Source organism: Sorangiineae bacterium MSr11367, from assembly GCA_037157805.1.
Lineage (GTDB): Bacteria > Myxococcota_A > Polyangia > Polyangiales > Polyangiaceae > Pendulispora > Pendulispora rubella.
Genome location: CP089983.1, coordinates 8,857,367 through 8,876,977, shown reverse-complemented (window position 1 = coordinate 8,876,977; position 19,611 = coordinate 8,857,367). Strand labels below are relative to the sequence as shown.

Annotated in this window: 13 protein-coding genes; 6 read left to right on the top strand and 7 right to left on the bottom strand. The window is 64.0% G+C overall.

Features of this window, described 5'->3' with window-relative positions; all coding sequences use genetic code 11:
- Positions 1-159: 159 nt before the first annotated feature.
- Positions 160-2,214, bottom strand: a complete 2,055-nt coding sequence (locus LVJ94_33935) for a hypothetical protein (protein WXB01905.1) — start codon at positions 2,212-2,214, stop codon at positions 160-162.
- A 381-nt stretch (positions 2,215-2,595) separates the two neighbouring features.
- On the opposite strand from LVJ94_33935, the gene LVJ94_33930 reads away from it, so the two are divergent.
- Positions 2,596-6,531 carry a protein kinase gene (locus LVJ94_33930; protein ID WXB01904.1) on the top strand — a complete coding sequence of 1,312 codons (3,936 nt, stop codon included), beginning with the start codon at positions 2,596-2,598 and terminating at the stop codon, positions 6,529-6,531.
- Here LVJ94_33930 and LVJ94_33925 read toward each other — a convergent pair.
- Both LVJ94_33925 and LVJ94_33920 read right to left on the bottom strand, forming a co-directional pair.
- A complete protein-coding gene (locus LVJ94_33925) occupies positions 6,526-7,893 on the bottom strand; it encodes an FAD-binding oxidoreductase (protein ID WXB01903.1) in 1,368 nt (455 codons plus the stop codon). The two genes, LVJ94_33930 and LVJ94_33925, sit on opposite strands and share 6 nt — an antisense overlap.
- A 127-nt stretch (positions 7,894-8,020) precedes the next feature.
- Positions 8,021-8,692, bottom strand: coding sequence for a hypothetical protein (locus LVJ94_33920; GenBank protein WXB01902.1), 672 nt, complete (start codon positions 8,690-8,692; stop codon positions 8,021-8,023).
- Positions 8,693-8,869: 177 nt separating this feature from the next.
- Between LVJ94_33920 and LVJ94_33915 the strand changes: the two genes are divergently transcribed.
- On the top strand, positions 8,870-9,778 hold the full coding sequence (locus LVJ94_33915) for an ATP-grasp domain-containing protein (GenBank protein WXB01901.1): 909 nt from the start codon (positions 8,870-8,872) through the stop codon (positions 9,776-9,778).
- Between the two features lie 22 nt (positions 9,779-9,800).
- On the opposite strand, the gene LVJ94_33910 is transcribed toward LVJ94_33915, so the two are convergent.
- Positions 9,801-10,769, bottom strand: a complete 969-nt coding sequence (locus tag LVJ94_33910; protein WXB01900.1) for a hypothetical protein — start codon at positions 10,767-10,769, stop codon at positions 9,801-9,803.
- A gap of 382 nt (positions 10,770-11,151) precedes the next feature.
- Between LVJ94_33910 and LVJ94_33905 the strand changes: the two genes are divergently transcribed.
- Complete coding sequence (locus LVJ94_33905) at positions 11,152-12,957, top strand: peptidase M14 (protein ID WXB01899.1); 1,806 nt, start codon at positions 11,152-11,154, stop codon at positions 12,955-12,957.
- Positions 12,958-12,966: 9 nt separating this feature from the next.
- Here LVJ94_33905 and LVJ94_33900 read toward each other — a convergent pair whose 3' ends face one another.
- From LVJ94_33900 to LVJ94_33890, 3 genes are all read right to left on the bottom strand, one after another.
- Entirely contained in the window at positions 12,967-13,971 is a 1,005-nt protein-coding gene (locus tag LVJ94_33900; protein WXB01898.1) for a hypothetical protein, read from the bottom strand.
- A gap of 66 nt (positions 13,972-14,037) precedes the next feature.
- Positions 14,038-14,832, bottom strand: a complete 795-nt coding sequence (locus tag LVJ94_33895) for an alanine and proline-rich secreted protein Apa (protein ID WXB01897.1) — start codon at positions 14,830-14,832, stop codon at positions 14,038-14,040.
- Positions 14,833-14,955: 123 nt separating this feature from the next.
- Positions 14,956-15,951, bottom strand: coding sequence for a DUF1566 domain-containing protein (locus tag LVJ94_33890; protein ID WXB01896.1), 996 nt, complete (start codon positions 15,949-15,951; stop codon positions 14,956-14,958).
- 166 nt (positions 15,952-16,117) lie between these two features.
- Here LVJ94_33890 and LVJ94_33885 point away from each other — a divergent pair, with 166 nt between their 5' ends.
- The 3 genes from LVJ94_33885 to LVJ94_33875 are packed head-to-tail and all read left to right on the top strand — an operon-like array spanning position 16,118 to position 19,610.
- On the top strand, positions 16,118-17,404 hold the full coding sequence (locus LVJ94_33885) for a sigma 54-interacting transcriptional regulator (protein ID WXB01895.1): 1,287 nt from the start codon (positions 16,118-16,120) through the stop codon (positions 17,402-17,404).
- On the top strand, positions 17,401-18,615 hold the full coding sequence (locus tag LVJ94_33880) for a serine/threonine protein kinase (GenBank protein WXB01894.1): 1,215 nt from the start codon (positions 17,401-17,403) through the stop codon (positions 18,613-18,615). The genes LVJ94_33885 and LVJ94_33880 overlap by 4 nt, the downstream gene beginning before the upstream one ends.
- 32 nt (positions 18,616-18,647) lie before the next feature.
- A complete protein-coding gene (locus tag LVJ94_33875; GenBank protein ID WXB01893.1) occupies positions 18,648-19,610 on the top strand; it encodes a hypothetical protein in 963 nt (320 codons plus the stop codon).
- The last annotated feature ends 1 nt before the right edge of the window (position 19,611 follow it).

Genomic DNA, 19,611 nt, shown 5'->3' with positions numbered 1-19,611 from the left:
CGCTCGTGTTCACCGGTTCGATCGACGGCACATTCCGAGGCGGCCTGCTTCGTGCAATGTCATCGAGCATCGCAGGCGCGCCCGGGGGACCGGGGCTCGTAAGGGTGCCGATGAGGCCCGCGGGGTTCGACTCCCCGGCTTGCGACCAAGTTGACAACTTCATTTGGCGGCACGGCGGACACCCCTTCGGGGGTCGCGCCGTGCCTCTTCTTCGCATCCGAGCACCACGCCGTAATTGCAAGCGACGAAAGAATCGCCGCCACAGTTGCATGGGTTGGCGGTTCCCCCGCAGCCTGGCGGTTCCGGCTGGGACGAATCGTACGAGATGCGGTACGAGTCCGGCAAGATCGTCAAGCCTTTGGTCTGAGGCCCCTTCGGAGAGAGGAGCGACGAGGCTCCCGTCGTATCCGAGGTGGTGGAGTCGAACATCAACGAGCCTCGATTGAAATTCGGATCTCCATCGGGCATCGGTTTGCCGTTGAGCGTGACGTTGGCCGAAATGCTGACGGGTTTCATATCGAGATCGACCGTCGTATTTTCGATGACCGGAACGTGCCCCAGCAAGCCGGACATGCAGGGGACGGCCGGCGGCGTCGGGCCGTCGCATGTGCCGAGCCCCGAGATCGAGATCGAATAGATGCCGGGCAGCAGAGTCTCCGAGATCGAAATGGGCCCCCCCGACGGATCGAGTCCTGCGGTGGTAAAACCCCCGTCGTGAAGAGACCACATGAGTCTGCCGCTGTACTGTCGGTTCGGGGGAAGGTTCTGTCCCCTCAAGGTCAATCGGGTGGTGAGCTGCACCGTGGGGATGTTCACGATCAAGTCCCGATCGCCGGTGATCTCGAGCTGCGGGACCACCGCGCCGCCCGCCCGTGGAAGAGGCAAACGATCCGAGAGCACCTTCGGGAAATAGCGAATCGCATAGGTTCCGGGCGAAACGGTCAGGGTGAATGACCTTGGGCCGCCCATGGGCATGAGCAACTGGCTGCTGCTGCCCGCTGCGCCTTTCAAAAACAGATATCCTGCGTCTTCCGCGTCCGGCAGGGGCGCCCCGTTGAGCGTGGCCTGAATTTTGAGATGGACCGCACGGATGTCGATGTCGATCCTTCGGTCCTTGTCGAATGTGACATTCTCCGCGATGCGCGTGGGAGCGCACGGCATGGGCGTATAGGCCGTGCCGTTGCAGGGGGCCGGATAGGTGAGCTCGGGTAGATAATCGATTGAATACGTTCCGGGAACCACCGCAATGTCGAGGCTCGCGGCACCCTTCGTCGGAAGGCGAAGCGCATAATTATGGGGTAGGAAGTCTCCGAACATCACGCCGCCGCGATCGCTCTCCGAGTCGGGGAGGGGTTGCCCGTTCAGCGTGATGTTGCCAGTAATGCGCACCGTGGGAATGTCGATCTCCAATCGACCATCCTGCATGAGCGGCACACCGCTTCGCAGCGTGGTCGCGAAGCACGGATAGGGGTTCGATGGAGTCGAAGGCGAACAAGCATGGGGGCGCATCGTGACGTCGTAGACTCCCGGAATCATCGTCACGTGAAACGCGCCGTTGGCCTCGGGAATAAAGTCGATACCGCCCACGAAAATTTGAGGGCGAAAGCCACCCGAGGGCAGAGGTTTTCCATTCAGTGTCACCGTTCCCGAAATGGTGACCATCGGGATATCGATGTGCAGCTCGTGCGGGCCATCTTGGAGGAGTGCGACGCCCCGCTGAAGCACGCCGAACGCGCTCGGGAAGTCGGGTCCCTCTACCGTGTTAGGTCCCGGATCATACGAAATGTCGTAAATCCCCGCGGCGAGCGTAATGGCGAATGTCGACGTGACAGGCATGTAGTACGACGCGCTCGTCAATGGATCACGAAACACCAACTGGCCGCGCCGGGAGGCGGGCAACGGCTTGCCCCGGAGGGTCACGGTGCCGGTGACGTGAACGGTCTTGATATCGATCTCCAGTCCCCCGTCTTCCCGAAGCTCGATGCCCTTGCAAGCCGGCTCGGGGCTCGGGTCTCCGGCATCGGAACCCGCGTCCGCCGTCCCGGTGTCGCCCTCGCCCCCATCGTGCGTCGAGCCGGAGTCCACCGTGCCTGCGTCGTCGCCGCCCCCGTCGGGTATGGGCGTTTCCGGTGCAGGGTCGTTGCACGCGACCCCCACGATGAGCGCGAACACCAGTACCAGGAGTCCCCAGAGCGTGAATTGTTGGCGGTTCATAGGCTCTCCGCATGGAGATTGGCGCCACCGACGCTTTTCCGTCACCGTGCGCGGAATAAAGCGACAGCGTCGTGGCGGGATGTCGACGGTCATCCATTGGCGCAAGTTGTCCAAGTACATCGATTCGATGTGGGTCGAGCATCGTCGTTATCGCCGAATTGGTGTCGTCAGCGCAGGCATCGTGAATGCGACGTGGCATTCTACGGGCCACCGATGAGGACGAGGACGAAACAGAACCTAGGTACGCCCGCCGCGCCGGAGAGTGCAGTTGGGACGCTGACGGACGGTGCTCGTCAGGCGTCGGACCGGCCTCGCAGCGACCCGCTCAAGCCCACGAGAATGGAGACCACGGGCCTGAAGCCCGGACGAAGGCTCGGCGGAATGACCCAAACCCGATTCGAGCTGATCGAGCCCCTGGGCACCGGCGGTATGGGGGTCGTGTTCGTCGCGCAGGACACCGTTCTCGATCGAAAGGTGGCGATCAAGTTTCTCACGCGCAAGGACCTGAACACGGCCGAGGCCTTGGAGCGCGTTCAGCACGAGGCGCAGGCGTGCGCGCGTTTGAACCACGAGAACATCGTCCGCATGTTCGACATCGGGCAAGACGACGGGCACCCCTTTCTCGTGATGGAGCACCTGGAGGGCCATCCCCTCGACGTCATCATGTCCCGCACCCGCGAGACGAATGACGCGGTCATCGATGTCCGGCGCGCGGTTCGACTCATGATCGACGTGGCGAAGGGATTGTCGCACGCGCACCGGGCCGGAATCGTGCATCGCGACTTGAAGCCGAGCAATGTCTTCATCACGAGGGACGGAACGGCAAAGATTCTCGACTTTGGTGTCGCGCAAATGACCGCGGGGAGCGACGTTGCCGGCGCGCATTTCCTCGGGACGCCCCAGTACATGTCGCCCGAACAATGGCGTGGCCAGGTTCAAGATGGCCGGACGGACATCTGGGCCGCGGGGGTGATGTTCTTCGAATTGCTCACGGGCGTTTCGCCGTTCGCCGGCAATCACCTCACGGAGTTGCGCAACACCGTGCTCTCGTCGGACCCTTCGCCGTCGCTGCGCGGGGCGCGGCCGGAGCTGCCCGAGGATGCGGAACGAATTGCAACGCGTGCGCTCGAGAAGGAGAAGGATGCGCGATTCGGCAGCGCAGACGACCTGCTGGACGCATTGGTCGCGTTGGAGGTGTTGCTCGTGCACGCCCTGCGCGGACAATCCAGCAGCATGACGGCCGCGGGGACGTCGAGCTTTCCGCGGCGACGAACGCCCAGGCTCACGGCGAATGCCGAGCGGCGTCAGATAACCGTCATGGCTTGCTCCCTTTCGCACGCGACGTCGACGGAGGTCCTCGACGACTCGGTGGGCGAATTCTTCGAGGCGTGTGCCACGATCGTGCGCCAGTTGGAGGGCACGATCTTGTTCTCCTTGGGCCGACAGGTCGTGGCGTGCTTCGGCTTTCCCAAAGCCCACGAAGACAGCGCCCAGCGCGCGCTGCGTGCAGCGTTGCTGATCGTCGATGCCTTTCGGCCCGACGGAAACGAACACGCGCGGGGCGCCTGCGTGGGGGTCGCGACAGGTCCCTGCATTCCGCTGACCGTGGACCCAGATGCGGCGCCCCCGAGGATGCAGGGCGAGGTGCTGGACGTCGCGCAATCGCTCGAACGCCATGCCCAGGCGAACGAGATTCTCACGGAACGGGCAACGCAGATGCTCGTGCAGGGCGCCTTCGAGCTTGCGCAGCTCGACGAGGTGGCCGCCAACGATGGCATGGCGCCACGACCTTGGTATCGCTTGTTGCGGCGAAAGGAGAACCGGATCCGCTTCAACCCGATTGCAGCCGGCAACGTCACGCCGCTGGTGGGGCGCACGTCCGAGCTCGATCAACTGCGCAGCCTCTGGGGCTCCGCGGCCAGCGGCAAAGGCCAATGCGTATTCATCGTGGGCGAAGCGGGAATCGGTAAGTCGCGCTTGCTCGAGCAGCATCTCGAGGGTTTGGCGACGGAGGAACACAGGTTGGTGCGGTGCCAATGCTGGCCCCACTCCCAGAGCAGCCCACTGCAGCCCATCCTCGAAGGGCTGGAACACTCGATGGGGTTGGATCCGAATGCCTCTCCGCTCGAGAAAGCGGCCCTCCTGGGGCTTCCCATGCAAGATGCGGCCGCCCTGCCGATGTCGCAAAGCGCGAATCTGCTCAAGCACCAGATGCTCGAAGCCGTCGTCGGCTTGTTCCAGCGGCTGGCCGAGCAGGAGCCCTTGCTGCTCGTGGTCGAGGACGCGCACTGGGCTGATTCCATTACGCTCGATTTGCTGGAGCGCTGGCTATCGGGGCTCGCGGGGGTGCGGGCCATGGTGCTGGTGACGGCGCGCCCCGAGTTTCAGCCGCTCTGGGCGCGTTCCTCGCTCCTGCATCACTTGGCTCCGCATCGACTTTCGCCGAGCGAGAGCGCTGCCATGGTCGGCTTCGCCGGTCGCGGGCGCCATCTGCCCGCGGCGATCGTGGAGCAAGTCGTACAGCGCGCCGACGGCGTCCCACTCTTCCTCGAGGAACTCACCTACAGCGTGGTGGACGCGCTCCAGAAGGGCGGAAATGAACCGTCGTCGTGGGTCGGCGCGGTGCCTGCGACCCTGGAGGCACTCTTGCGCGCCCGCCTGGATACCTTGCCCGAGCCCGGACGGGAGTTGGCGCGGGTTGCCTCCGTGCTGGGGCGTGAGATGAATTACGATTTGGTTCGGGCCATGTGGCCTCTGTCCGAGGAATCACTCCGGATAGGTCTTCTCCAGCTCGTCGAGACGGGGATCTTTCGCCCCATCGGGCCGGTATCGCGTGCGACCTGCAGGTTCAAGCACGCCCTCGTGCAAGAAGCCGCGTACCAATCCCTGGTCAACCAAGAGCGGCAGGAGCTGCACCGGCGAGCGGCCGAAGTGCTGGTTTCGCAATTTTCTCGAATTGCCGAGCAAAACCCGGAAATCGCGGCCAGGCATTTCGCCGAGGCGAAGCGCCCCGAGGAGGCTTGCGTGTACTTCGAGAAGGCTGCGAAACAAGCCATGCAAAGGTCGGCGAACACCGACGCGCTCACCCACTATGCCCGCGCGACGGCGCAACTCGATCTGCTTCCACCGACGTCGGCACGCGACCGGCGCGAGCTTTTGCTGAAGGCCCAGCTGGCGGGCGTGTACCTCGCCGAGGATGGACTCGAGTCGGACCGCACGAGGGAGACCCTTTCGCGGATTCTCGAGCTCGCCGAGAGGTATGACGGCGACGAACACGCATTCTGGGCGCTGTTGTCCTTTCAGCAGTTGAACCACGTTCGGGGCGAGCATCGCACCGGTCGCGATTTGGCCGCCAAACTGATCGCCCTTGCCGAGAAAACCGGGCATCAGGGCATGATCCTCGCCGCATACACGGCGACGGTTTCGACCGCTCTCTCCTGCGGCGACCTCACGGCGGCTCGCGACGACGCGGAGGCGGGGATACGGCTCTACGAGGCGCAGGCGCAAGGAGCGATTCGTGTCCATATGGGCGCCGACGTCGGCGCCATTTTGCACATGTACCTTGGTTGCATCTTGTGGCTGTTGGGCGAGCCGGACCAATCGATTTACCATTCGCAAGAATCGGTGCGTATCGCGCGCAAGTACGATCATCCGACCAGCCTCACGATACGGTTGCTCCTGCTCTCCACGTTGCACGATGAACGCGGTGAATACTCCGAGGCGCGAAGTCTTCTCGAGGAAGTCTTGCACCTGTGCGACGAGTACGGCCTCCATTTTCTCCGTACCGGCGCCGCGGTCGTGCGAGCGTGCACGCAAATCGAGTGCGGTGAGCGTCAGGGGGTCGACGAGCTACAAGCCGCCTTGGCCCGTCGAGCATCGATGGGCGCGAATCTCGCTTTCACGCGCTATCTTTCCGTGCTTGCCCAGGGACAGCTACAAATGGGCGCACTCGACGAGGCCATGCTTTCGATCCATCGAGCGATGGAGATCTCGGAACGGCGAGACGAACACTATTGCGATCCGGAGCATTTCCGCGTGAAGGGCGAAATATTGCTCGCCATGGGCCCGGAGAATGCCGATCATGCTGCCCGGGTCTTCGAGCGTGGCCTCGAAATCGCGCGCGCCCAGCATGCCCGGAGTTGGGAATTGCGACTTGCGTGCAGCTATGGTCGTTTGCTCGCCGGCCAAGGGAACACGTCCAAGGCAAAGGGGCTTCTTGCTTCGGTTCTGTCAACCTTCACGGAAGGTCACGGTACCCGCGACCTCCGTGTGGCGCACGCCCTGCTCTCCTCCTGGATGGCATCGCCGGATTCATGAACGCGCGCCGCCGTGACCGTGGCGGGAGGGCGCGACGAGGCCGATGCGCCGTCCGAGATCCGAAGTAAACACGCCATCCGGATCGTATTTCGCTTTCAGTTCGAGCCATCGATCCATATTCGGGTACATGGCGCGGAACGTGGCGGCGTCGAGGAACGAGTCCTTGCCGAGGTAAACGCGGCCTCCGGCATCGAGCACCATCGCATCCAGGCGCTTCAGCAGGGCCGGCGTGTTCCTTCGAATCGGAAAATCGATGGCGAACGTATAGCCTTCTTGCGGGAACGAGAGCACGCCGCCGCTCTCCTTTCCGAGGCGCTTGAGAACATTGAGAAACGGTAGCGCGCCCGAGGAAAGGATCGCCGTCAAGATGTCCCGCATGCGCTGCAGACCATCGGTGAACGGGATGACGAATTGATACTGCGTAAAGCCCGTGGGGCCATATCCGCGGTTCCAATGGGCCAACTTGTCGAGCGGATAGACGAATCCCTCGTAGTGGGCAATCGTCGATGCGTGGGCCTGGATCTGCTGGACGACCGCGTTGACGAGTCGAATGCTCAGGCGATTGAGGGTGAACGATGGCAACTCGAAGGGGACGGTCAACCGCGGCGAGCCCGAAACACGTAGCGGGTCCGATGCGAAACGCGACGGCAGATCGTCTCGGGTCGCGTGATCTCCGACGACGAGCACACCGCGCCCCAGTCGGGCACCCGTCGCAAAGACGTCGAGCGACGCGACCGAATAGGGAAAGGTGTGATCGTGTTCATCGAGGGCGGCCATCATGGCCTCGAGGTCGTTGACCCGAATGGCCTTCTGGCGAAAGTACGTCGTCTCGATCTTCGTCAGTCGGAGGGTTGCCGTAAGGATGATGCCTAGCAAGCCCATGCCGCCGAAGGTGCCCCAAAAAAGGTCCGGATTCTCGGTGCGGCTGGCCGCGACGATCTCGCCGCTCGCGAGCAGAATCGTCATCCGGTCGACGCAGTTGCTGAAGCTGCCCTGCGCGTGGTGAGCCTTTCCGTGCACATCGTTCGCGATGCAGCCGCCCACCGTGACGAACTTCGTCCCGGGCGTGATCATCGGGAACCAACCCCGCGGGGCGAAGTGCCGCAGGATGTGCTCCAAGCTCACGCCGGCTTCGCACTCCAACGTGCCGGTGGCATCGTCGAATGCGATGTAGCGATTGAGCCTCGTCGTTCCGATCACGCGCCCGCCACCGTTGAGGGCGGCATCACCATAGCTGCGCCCGAGCCCGCGTGCGATGGTCCCCTCGCGATCGATCCATGCGGAGACCTGCGCTTCGGTTTCGGGCTCACGGAGCACGCAATCGGCGCGCACGTTTGCGCCCCAGCCCGCCAACCGGGTCATCCATGGGGTCGTCGATTTTTCTCGCAGTGCGAGGCTCGTGTTCCTTTCCATACCTATCGGGTCCGCAGTGTAGTCGCCTGCATGCGCCCCCGGCTAGACGCTCTGGCCGCGCGCCCTTGGAGGGGACTCAGCCGTTGGCGCGGAGTGCGCCGTCGAGCAAGGTGCTGCGGTAAATCGCGAGGTCGCCGGAACGTGGGGGTTCGAGGGCGAGCCATGGGCAAGGCGGCAGCGGCAGGTCCACGCAGCACACACGGATCGTTCGCGTGCGCGCAATGGACTCGAGGGCGGCCAGCACGTTCGCCAAACGTTCGCCACTGAATGGACAATAGAGAAAAAACACCGAGCCAATCGTGATGCAGCCGGTGAGCTCCGCCGCGTCGCCCTCGATGCACGCCACGCGAGGCACGCGCAAGCGCGCCGCGAGATCGCGTGCGGCGGCCACGAGCTTCGATTGAACTTCGATGGCCATCGCTCCGGCCCCGGTGAGCAAATGCACGAACGCGGCGGCGCGTCCCAGCCCTCCGCCTACATCGACGAACACGTCCGAGGCCTGCACGCCGGCCTGCTCCACCACGCGCAGCAGGGTATCGACCGAGCAGGGTAAATAAGGGACGCAGCCCGGCGGCAAGTCCGGGCCGTCGTCCGGGAGCTCGGAAAGCCCGAAGACCAAGTCCAGCCAGGCATCGCGCGCGTCGGGCGGAACGCTCAGGAGCGACGCACGAAACTCCGCAGGATCGTGCGCGCCGCCTGCGATGCGCGAACGAATCCTCTCGGCATTCTCGCGAAGGCTCTCCTCCATCGACGCCGAGCGTATCGCACGCCCCCCGCGCATGCTGCAGCAAGATGGCCCCCCAAAGAGGATTTCGAAAAATCGCCCCCTGCCGATTCAATCTCTACACGATAGGCGCGCTCGTTGCGAGACTGGTTGTTTCTCGAGCCATGGCTAGCTTCCGCGCCTCACCAAGGAGGCGCTCCCATGGAAGACCTCAGCATTTTGTTCGGCCGCCCGCAGGGTGGGCCGGATGCCGATGATCGGTTCGAGCTCGAAGCCCTTGCCGCCGAGGAACTCGGCATCGAATCCTTTGCCATTCCGCTCGATTTCGTCGTCGACGGCGACGCGGATCGCGCCTTGAGGCGCCTTCCGCGCGCCGACGGTCGTACGTGGCTTTACCGCGGATGGATGTTGAACGAGGAGGAATACACGGGACTCTACGAGGCCATGGGAGAGCGTGGCGAAGAGCTCGTGGTCGATCCCGAGAGCTTTGCCGAGGCGACCTACGCGCCCAACTACATTCCTCTTCTCGGAACACGCACCGCGCCTGCGCGCTGGACGGAGGGGGAGAGCATCCGCGAGGCATGGGAGGTCGCGCAGGAGCTCGGCCCGCCGCCTTGGATCGTGAAGGACCACGTGAAGTCGGCCAAGGAAGCATGGCATCGCGCGTGTTTCGTCCCGGAAGGTGCAGACTTCGAGGACTTCGCCACCATTTGCGAAAAGCTCGTCGAGCTTCGCGGCGATCGCTTCGAACGCGGGTTCGTGGTGAAGAAGTACCTCGAGCTTGCGACGCTTCAGGGCTGGACGCCGGAGCAGCGTCGGGTCACCGACGAGCACCGCTTGGTCTTCTGGAACGGAGACCTCGTCGCGCATGCTCCGTATTACGACGTGGACACGGAGCTCGAAGCGCCCGCACAGTTCGGCGACATCGGTCGAATCCTGAGCTCGCCGTTTTTTACGGCGGACGTCGCGAGGCTCGCCTGCGGCGGTTACACGGTCCTCGAGATCAACGACGGCGGGTGCTCGACGTGGCCCGAGCAAATGGATCCTCGCGATATGTATCGTGCCATGCTGCGTCGAGGCTCATCTCCGGGACTGAAGACTGACCACTGAAGGCTGACTACTGAAGTGAGCCTCAGGGCCCGCGTTCCACCATGTACGTCTGACGGTACTTGGGACCGCGGTGGATCGTGTAATAGAGACGGCACTCATCGGGTGATATCCAGAGAGGGCGCTCCGCAATGGGCGAATCCACCTCAGGTGCTACCACGATTTCCGGCACACCGGCCAGGATCGGCGAATTCCAGGAGTTGAGGTCGTCGGACACGTTGTCTCGATGGGCTACCCATACGGCGACGTCGCCCTTGGTGCCTTTTCGGGACGACGAGAAGTAGAGATGATGGCCATCGGCGCTCAGCACCGGATTGTCATCTTGGGTGTTTCGGTCGTTGATCCCGACGGGAGCGGGGTTTCCCACGCCACCATCCGCGGTCATGCTCGCGACGTAAATGTCCCAGTTGTTGTTTCGAAACGAGGCAAACCAAAGCGTTCGACCATCCGCGGCGAGGAAGGGGGCCCACTCGTGGGCATCGGAGTTCAGCGGTCCCAATTCCCTTAGCTCGCCAAAGGCTTTCGAGCCGTCAAGCCATCGAGCGGCGAACAGATCATATTGTTTTTCCTCACGGTCGCTGGCCGCGAAAACCATGAGGCCGTCCTTCTTGGTCAACGTCGGATTGATCTCGTGCGCCCCGGCGTCGCAACACCCCAGCGCCTGTGCCGGTCCAAAAGGTCCGTGGCCTCCATCGCGCGCTGCGACATAAAGGTCGGCGATCCCACCATCGGGATAGCTCGAGAAATAGATACGGTCTTCCTCGGGGGTCAACCACGCCCCCCATTTGAGGCCATCGGGCGTGAGATCGACCCGTACCGGGGTGCGGAATGGCTTGTCGTAGCCGCAGGGGCCCGTGTCCGCCTGCTGCGCCGCGTCGGGGCCTCCGGAATCGGGCCCTTCGGCATCCCGTCCTTCGAGCGAGAGGTCTTCGAAGCCGAGAATTCCCGCACACGCCAGGAGTGCGCCCGAGAATCCCGCGAAGACAGTCGCCATCCATTTCCCTACGTTCACCCAGCAGTCCTCCGTTACCGATCAATCTCGCTGATGTCGCGAACGAGCACAACTCCGAGGAATGGACCGGCTCGCGCCCATTGCCGAATCGAACCGTAGACGCCAAGGACGCCAAGAACGATGACGCGCTGAAGCTCTGCTCTTTCCGAAACCCATCCTTGGCGCTCTTTTGGCGTTTTGGCGGTTTGACACGATCGTCACCCTCCTGTGAACCGAACAGAGCTTTCTTCTCGTGCGTGGATGTTGCTCATATGACTCCATTGGCACGGGGCGATGAGCGTTGAATGGTGCGCCAATCGATGGGAACGTGGAGACGCGAATTCACTCCCACGACGCGCACGCGCGCCATCACCTTGGTGACGTCATGGCACTTACTTTTCTAAACCGTCGAAACCTTCACGGTATTACTCCGATTACCGCGTTGCTTGCCCTGGCCTGCTCGGCATCCTCGGGGACGTCGCTGGGCGATCCGTCGCTGGTCACGGTGGCGGAGGAGAGCGGGTTCACGCGAACGGGCCGATACGACGAAGTCGTGCGGCTTTGCAATGAGTACCCTCGGCGCTACCTCGAGCGCGTTCGCTGCTACAAATTCGGCGACACGCCCGAGGGGCGCCCCATGCTGGCCTTCGTGGCCGGCGCGAAGAACACGCTGGAACCGGCCACTGCGAAAGACCGTCCCGTGGTGCTGGTGCAAGGAGGCATCCACGCCGGCGAGATCGATGGCAAAGACGCCGGGTTCCTGGTGCTGCGCGACATGCTCGATGGCGCCGGCGACTTGGGGAAGATTCTGGACAGCGTGACCGTGGTCTTCGTGCCCGTCTTCAACGTCGACGGCCACGAGCGCTTCGGGCCGAACAATCGTCCCAATCAGGTTGGGCCGGAGGAGGCGGGTTTTCGCTCGACGGCGCACAATCTCAATTTGAATCGCGACTACATGAAGGCGGAGTCGCCGGAAATGGTGGCGATGTTGCGTTTGATGCACAATTGGGATCCCATTCTCTACGTCGACACGCACGTGACGGATGGAGCCAAGTTCGAGCATGACGTCTCCATCGATGTCGCGCCCCGCCTCGGCGGAACCGAGGAGCTTCGGGAGCATGGCAAGAACTTGAGCAATGCGATGCTCCAGGCACTCTCGAGCACCGGGCATCTCCCCATCGACTTTTACCCGACGCTTCTCGAGACGGACAATCCGGCGTCGGGTTTCGGCGTGCAGCTCTATCCACCGCGGTACAGCCACGGCTATCGTCCGCTCGACAACCGTCTTGCGATTCTCGTGGAAACGCACTCTTGGAAGGATTATGCAACGCGGGTCAAACTCACCAGAGAGCTCCTGGTGGGTTTGCTTCGCGAGACGACCGCCAAGGGCCGCACCTGGCTCGACGCGGCGCATGCCGCCGACGGGCGAACGACGGATCGACTGGCCGGGACCGAGGTGCCACTCGCCTACACGACCACCGATCATACGGTGACCTTTCCGTTTCGCGGTTATGCGTATCAGCGCGTGCCGTCGGAGATCTCGGGGATGCTCTGGACGAAATACGATCCAAGCCGGCCGGAGATTTGGAATGTCCCGCTCCACGACGAGATCCGCCCCACGGTCACCACCCGGGTTCCCGCCGGTGGCTATGTGGTTCCCGCGGCGTATGCCCAGCGCGTGGCGGAAAAATTGGACGCCCACGGCATCACGTATGCACGCGTGGAAAACGGGCGCCGTGCCCTTCCGATGGAGGTGTTTCGCGCCGACGAGGTGACGACGGGCTCCCGACCCTCCGAAGCGCGACAGACCGCATCGGCCAAGGGCAAATGGGTGCCGGAGGCGCGCGACGTGCCCGCGTCGTCCCTGTTCGTGCCCATCAAGCAAGCGAAGGCGATGGTGGCCGTGCACCTGCTCGACCCGCAAGCACCCGATAGCCTTTTTGCTTGGGGCTTCTTCAATGGGCACTTGGAGCAAAAGGAATACATCGAGAACTACGTCATCGAAGACATTGCGCGGCAGATGCTCGCCAAGGACCCGCAGCTCAAGTCGGAGTTCGAGGGCAAGGTGGCCAGCGACGCGGCCTTCGCCAAAGATGGCGCGGCCCGCCTCGAGTTCTTCTATCGACGCACCCCATATTGGGACGAGCGCTATCGGCTGTATCCCATTTACCGCGTGGAGCAGGCCCCTTAGCCGCGCGATTCAAGGGACGACGTCGGCGGTGCGTGGGTCTTTCAGCAGGGCTCGGAAGGCCGTGAGCTGTTCGCCTTTAAGCTCCCACGAGCCCGTCGGCGAGTTGAGGCTCGAGTCGAAGGCCGCAAGGCCGACGACTCGGGCGCCTTTGCCATCTTGATTCGAGCCGGCGGCGTGGTCGTACCATGCGCGCACCCGTTTGCCGGCCGCCGCGTTCGTCCCTCGCATGCCCCATTCGGCCACGCCGACATCGACGCCGCGGTCTTTGGCCCATTGCCGGACCTCGAGCCAGGTACCGTCGACCAGCGTGCTCTCGTCTTCGATGTAGTGGTCCACGCCGAGGAAGTCGTAAATGCCCGAAGCCCACCACTCGTTGGGATTGCGATGCGATGCCGGATTCCACGTCCATGTCATCAACACGGGGGCCAATGCCACGTTTTTGACGCCGACGGCGGTCATTCGCTGGCGTACGCGCCGGTTCATGGCGAGGTGGCCCGAAGGTCCCGCCGGATCGTCCGGCTGGTGCACGCCACCGCCGCCCTCGGGCTCATGGTGGATCGTAAGCCACACGGGCCCACCTACCGCCTTCAGCGCCGAGAGCATCGCATCGATTTCGCCATCGTGCTTGCCCGCGCCCATGTCGGCCCATGACGGCGTTTTGACCGAGACCCACGGCAGGCGGCTATGGGAAAGGTCGTCCTTGACCGTCTGGACGAGGGCTCCGGTTCGTTGGTTCCATTGCCAGAACGTGCGCCGCACGGCGAGCGCATGACCCGCGGGCATTTCATGGCGTGCCACGGGATCGCCATTGCCACCGATGCTGGCCCCCCACACCAACTTTCCGGCCGGTGCGCGACCAGGATAGGCTGGATAGGTCGCCGCAAGCGCGTCCGACTCCGCCGAACCATCCACGTCCGCATTCACATTTGCGTCGGACTCGGACTCGGACCCGCCACATGCCATGAGCGCCGTGCCGAGAATCACGATTGCAAACGAACCCGTGAGCCCAGTCATGCCTCTGGCTTACACGGCGATAGCCGCGTTGTCGCGCGAAATCGACATTGAGCAAGTGTTGCTCAATCACCGGGCGGAGTGAATCCGTTGCATGCAGCGCTCGTACTCTTCGGCGCACGTCATGCGACCGGGGTCGTGCTCACCATGCAGGCATGATTTGTATTGATATTCGCAACTCGAAGCGCGCTGCTTGTCCACGTCGCCCTGCTGGTCGCGTAGCTCTTTTTCCGAAATGGGCTTGGACATGAGCTGCATCGTTATCGGGCCCGTGCCCAAGTCGTGGATGTGCGTCGCGTCGTCGGCGCTGCCCCAGGTGGCCTTAAGATCGAATTCGCTCTCGACGTTCTTTTGAGGACATCCCAGCGAGCCGACCCCGCCTGGACCATGCACCCCCGGCCCGCCGTCCGAGGCCGTTCGGCCTTCTCGGGAAATGAACGAGAGCCCCTTCTTGGCGTGCGGAGAGAAGCTTGCCCCGGATTCGAGGCGCACGACCATGGTGTAACACCTGCCGCGCCGCAGCTTGTGGTGCGACGTCGTGAATCCGTCCAGCTTTCGGGTGACGGCGGCGCCCTCCTTGACGTACCCCTCGGTGTTCTCCGCAATGAAGGCTTCGCGCTCTTCCACCGAATGTTCGAATTCGGGTTTCGAATACTCGGGTTTGGCTTTGTCGGCCGGCGGCGGTGTGTCATGGCGCGCTGCCGGCGGGGGAAGGGCCGTTGCGGAAGCGGTTGGCGCGGAGGAAGAAGGTGGGGGCGCGTTCGATTGGCTCGAAGGATAGGGAAATAACACTCCGCAGCCAATGGAGAAGCTCACCATCACGAGCCCGATCGATTGTGCCCAACGTAATTTGCGATGTTGCATGTTGGCGCAACCATCGCAGCGATCGTGCCACACGGCCGGAAAGGCGAAATGCGGATCGTTTCAGGCCTGCCCCGCGCCGTCGTTGGGGGCTCGCGTGCCCCGTGTTGGGTTCGTGCGTACCCGTCAGCGAACGCAGCGCACGCCGGCGACGGTGTTGCTCCAGCCCGGTGAGGAGTGACCGTCCACGAAATCGGTCAGGATGTATCCGTCGTGCGACCGGCGGTAGGTGCTGCTCCAGAGCGTCGTCGTGCCCTGCACCGCACGATCGAATACGCGGTACCAAATAGGTACCTCGGTCTGCGTTTCGTCGATCAACGTTTGAAGTTCACGCGCATTGGGAAGACGGTAACCCGGTGGCCGGAAACTTTCGCAACGATGTTTGGCGTCGGCGAAGCTTTGCTTGGGGGCCGTGCCCCTTTCCCAAACGAGCCCCGTGCGCGCATCCCGCACCGTGGCTTGGCCCTCCAGTACCGTGAAGCGCGGCTGGGCGTTGGAAACGTTCCCCGCGCGCACGCACCGGAAGGGCAGCGACTCGCTCGAAGTGTACTCGTCGTAAAACCATGACCATCCCGTGAAAGGGTCGGTGGCCCAGCGCGCCGCCGTTCGCCGCTCCACGACGTACGGGGATATGGTCCAATGCAAGGCATAGGCAGGAGCGGCCGGGAAAAGAACCGGATTGACGGCGGGCGCGTCCTCTCCGAAATCGAAGAGGCTCACCATCTCGATGCGGGTTGGCAGCCGCCAATCGTGGTAGCCCGCGAGTTCGAGCTTCGCGCACACGCGGGGTGGCTCGGGCCATATCTGCCGCGGTTGCCCCTCGATTTTCCGCTGCCACATCAGCCCGGTGGTCTTGTCCAGAACGGTATCGTCCGTTACTTCGTAATTGGATGGCGGCGGGGAGGCGACGGGGAGGAGCCACTGAGGCTCCGTGCGATCGATGTTCAGGAGGCTAGTGCCATCAGCGCCACCGTCCCCGCCGTCATCCGAGCGGCTCGCATCGAATGGCACATCGGCATGGTCGCCGCCGTCCATGTTCGGTGCGAGAAGCGGAGCATCGTCCTCGATGCCGAGAATGGCACGGCAATCGACCGTGGCGGCGACGACGCCGAGCGCAGTCACCAAGATTCCCGCCGTTCGTCGTGCGCGGGACGAAGGAAGAATATGATATGGCACGCCGTATCCTACGGGGCCGCCGGTCCATTCCTTCCTCGCGCGGTTCCATGGCCGTATGATTCAGAGAATTACTAACTTCATCGAGCGCGTCACTGGACAGCGAGGAAACCGCGTGCGCGTCGTTGGCGCAACGGAGCCGCTCGTTCGGGCGCGGATGGTCACCCTGCCCACGGTCGGCGTTCTCGTTGGAGCCGATTCCTCGTGCGAAGTGCGGCTCGAGGATCCCGCGGTGTCGCGCAAGCATGCGACCATCGTTCCCGTCGCCGAGGGATTCGAGGTGAGCGATCTTGGTTCCCGCAATGGGACATGGTTGGACGGCGCCCGGATTACCCGTGTGGTCGCGCCCGCCGGGGCCACACTGGGAATTGGCAATTCCCTCGTCCAACTTCTCCCCGAGGAGGATTCACTCGATATCCCTCCCAGCGAGGCCACCTCCTTTGGAGACCTCTTTGGATCGAGCGAGCCGATGCGCCGCATCTTCGCCATTTTGGAGCGCGCCAGCCGTTCGAGTGCGCCCGTTCTTTTGCTCGGCGAGAGTGGCACGGGCAAGGAGCTGGCTGCGCGTGCCCTTCACGCGAGCAGCCTCCGTCGCGGTGGGCCATTCGTCGTGTTCGATTGCGGTGCCGCCAGCACGACGCTCATCGAGAGCGAGCTCTTTGGCCACAAAAAGGGCGCCTTCACGGGTGCTCACCGCGATCATTCCGGCGCGTTTGCCGCCGCGCACGGCGGTACGTTGTTTCTCGACGAAATAGGGGACTTGCCCCTGTCGGTGCAGCCGAAGCTCCTGCGCCTCCTCGAGCGCAGCGAAGTCACCCCGCTCGGTGCGCGTGCGGCCGAGCGTTACGACGTACGCTTCGTGGCGGCGACGCACCGCAATCTGTGGAGCGATGTCGGTGCAGGGCATTTTCGTGGCGACTTGTATTACCGACTTGCCGTCGTGGAGATTCACCTCCCGCCCCTCCGCCAGCGCAAAGACGATATTCCCCCGCTCGTGCGCGCCCTGCTTCGGGCCAATGGTGCGAGCGATGCGGAGGTCGGGGGGCCGCAGCTCGAGCGCCTTCTTCGTTATGCATGGCCGGGCAATGTGCGCGAGCTTCGCAATGTCATGGCGCGCGCCGTGGCGCTTGGCATGCCGGGGGCCAAGTTTGGAGATATGCCCATTCTCTTGCGTACCGATGGGGCCACGCGGGAACCGATTGCGCAGGCGGATATGCCCTACATCGAGGCCAAAGAGGCCCTGCTCGCGCGGTTCGATCGGGACTATTGCGCGGATCTCTTGAATCGCTCGGGCCCCAATTTGTCGGAGGCCGCGCGCATGGCCAAGATCGAGCGCAAATACCTGTACCGCGTCCTGGAGCGCGCCGGAATACGCCCGCGCGATACGCAGGGAGACGAATGATCGCGGCGGGCGACGTGTTGGAGCTCGACTCGGTGCCATACCGTGTGGGCAGGGAGCTCGGTCAAGGTGGCACCGGGGTGGTCCATGAAATTCACCGTGTGGACGATCAGGGGGTCGAGCCGCTGGCCATCAAAGTGTTGCGCCCGGACATCGACATTTCCGAGCGCGAGCGGGAGCATTTTCTCCTCGAAGCCGAGCGAATGCGCCGGGTTCCGCATTCCGGGCTGGTGGGTGTTCTCGGTGCGGGCACCCTGGTGGATGGTCGCCCCTATTTGCTCATGCCGCGCCTGCGCGGTGAATGCCTTTCGGAGCGCCTGGAACGTGGGCCCTTACCGCCCGAAGAGGCCATTCGCATCTTCGCGAAGCTTGCGTGCGCGGTGCATGCCGTGCACGCGGCGAGTATGATTCATCGCGATATCAAACCGGAGAACGTATTCATCGTCGATGGCAATCCGGTCCTATTGGATTTCGGGATTGCGCGCGACATGCATGCGGCGCGTTCGACGACCACGGCGGAAGGCCGCATTCGCGGTACGCCCGCGTACATGGCCCCGGAGCGATTCTTCGGCGAGCCGGCGAGCGTGGCGTCCGATATTTACGAGCTCGGCGTGGTGCTCTATTTCATGCTCGCCGGCCATCTGCCGTGGAACTCGGGAACGGACGTGCGTCAGCGCCTCCATCCGGCGAGCCCGCGCCTCTCGGGCGTTTCGCCCGGATTGACTGCTACGGTGCTCGAGGCCTTGTCCACGAGGCCCGAGGCCCGCTTCCCGGATGCCGAGGCGTTCGCGGCGCGGGTCGAGGCCGTGCGATTCGATATCGATGCATCCGATTCACCGGACCGGCTTACCGTGGATATCGCGATACCGGTGTCGAAGCGCACGACCGTCGCTTGGACGCCGCCTGCTCGTGAGTGGCGCGGCCACGGAAGGGTGGCACTTGGCGTGCTGCTCCTCGCGGTGCCGGCCTTTGCGGCCATGGCCATGACCGGGGAGCATGTGGCGGTGCCTCTCGTCGTCACGGAGCCTGCGGAGCCCGCCGCGCCGGCGTCCGCGGTGGATGCCGCGGTTGCGAAGATAGAATCGGCGGCGCAGGCCGCGAGCGCGCCGCCGTCGGCCCCCGAACCGCCCAAGGTTGCTCGTCCCACGGTTCGCGCGCCGGCCGCGTCGGCGCGTGCACGCGATGACGAGGTGTACTTCGAGGATCGGAGATGAATGCCTTGCGAAGGGCCTATGCCTGCATACCGTTGATTCTTTCGTGCGCGGCCCCGGCCTACGCGGGCGACACTCCCGCGCGCGATCCCATGGCCGCCGAAGCCGCCTTCAGCGACGCGCGCAGCCTCATGAAAGAGGGGCGCTTCGAGGAAGCGTGCCCGAAGCTCGAAACGAGCCACCGACTCGATCCTGCTCTGGGAACCTTGCTCAATCTCGCCGAATGCTTCGTTCGCACGGGCCGGACGGCGAGCGGCTGGCTGAACTACCGCGAGGCCGCCGCCATGGCGCTCCGGCAGGGCGAAACGAAGCGTGAGGCCATTGCCCGCGAGCGCGCGCGCGGTTTGGAGCCACGCCTTTGCCGCCTCGTCGTGCATGCCCCCGACAGCGTCGAGGAGCTTCGGCGCGATGGAGTTCTCGTGCGTCGCGAGGATCGCGATCAGGGAGTCCCCATCGATCCCGGCACGCACGTCCTCGAGGCGACGGGACGCGGGTTTGCGCCGCTCGTCGTCCACGTCGAGATCGTTGGCGTGGGGCCGACCGAGGGCGCCTGCAAGCCGGTGGTCGTCGATGTCCCGGCGGAGCTCGGCGGCAGCCTCCCGGAGCCGGAGCCGCCACCCGTTTCGATCGAGATCGTGCCGCCCGTTTCTGCGCGCCGTGAGCCGGCGGCGCCGCCACAGGCTTCTCCGCGTTGGACATTGCCGCACACGCTCTCGGTCGTCGCCGCGGGAGCTGGGCTCGTCGCCCTGGGGGTCGGGGCCGGATTCGCCCTCGATGCGCGGGCCACGGAGCGCGACGCGGATGGCCTTTGCCGCGCCGAGGGATGCACGCTCGAAGGCCGCGATCGCCATGCCGACGCTGGACGCTCCGCCGATATGGCCACGATGAGTATCATCGCCGGCGCCGTATTCGTCGTTACGGGCGCCGTCTTATGGTTGACCGCACCCTCGCTCCACCGATCCAGTGCACCACCGAAAACCGCAGCCTGGCATTTCTGAC

Coding starts and splice junctions, on each gene's coding strand:
- LVJ94_33935 (WXB01905.1), bottom strand. CDS start 2,214: ATGAACCGCCAACAATTCACGCTCTGGGGACTCCTGGTACTGGTGTTC.
- LVJ94_33930 (WXB01904.1), top strand. CDS start 2,596: ATGACCCAAACCCGATTCGAGCTGATCGAGCCCCTGGGCACCGGCGGT.
- LVJ94_33925 (WXB01903.1), bottom strand. CDS start 7,893: ATGACCCGGTTGGCGGGCTGGGGCGCAAACGTGCGCGCCGATTGCGTG.
- LVJ94_33920 (WXB01902.1), bottom strand. CDS start 8,692: ATGGAGGAGAGCCTTCGCGAGAATGCCGAGAGGATTCGTTCGCGCATC.
- LVJ94_33915 (WXB01901.1), top strand. CDS start 8,870: ATGGAAGACCTCAGCATTTTGTTCGGCCGCCCGCAGGGTGGGCCGGAT.
- LVJ94_33910 (WXB01900.1), bottom strand. CDS start 10,769: ATGGCGACTGTCTTCGCGGGATTCTCGGGCGCACTCCTGGCGTGTGCG.
- LVJ94_33905 (WXB01899.1), top strand. CDS start 11,152: ATGGCACTTACTTTTCTAAACCGTCGAAACCTTCACGGTATTACTCCG.
- LVJ94_33900 (WXB01898.1), bottom strand. CDS start 13,971: ATGACTGGGCTCACGGGTTCGTTTGCAATCGTGATTCTCGGCACGGCG.
- LVJ94_33895 (WXB01897.1), bottom strand. CDS start 14,832: ATGCAACATCGCAAATTACGTTGGGCACAATCGATCGGGCTCGTGATG.
- LVJ94_33880 (WXB01894.1), top strand. CDS start 17,401: ATGATCGCGGCGGGCGACGTGTTGGAGCTCGACTCGGTGCCATACCGT.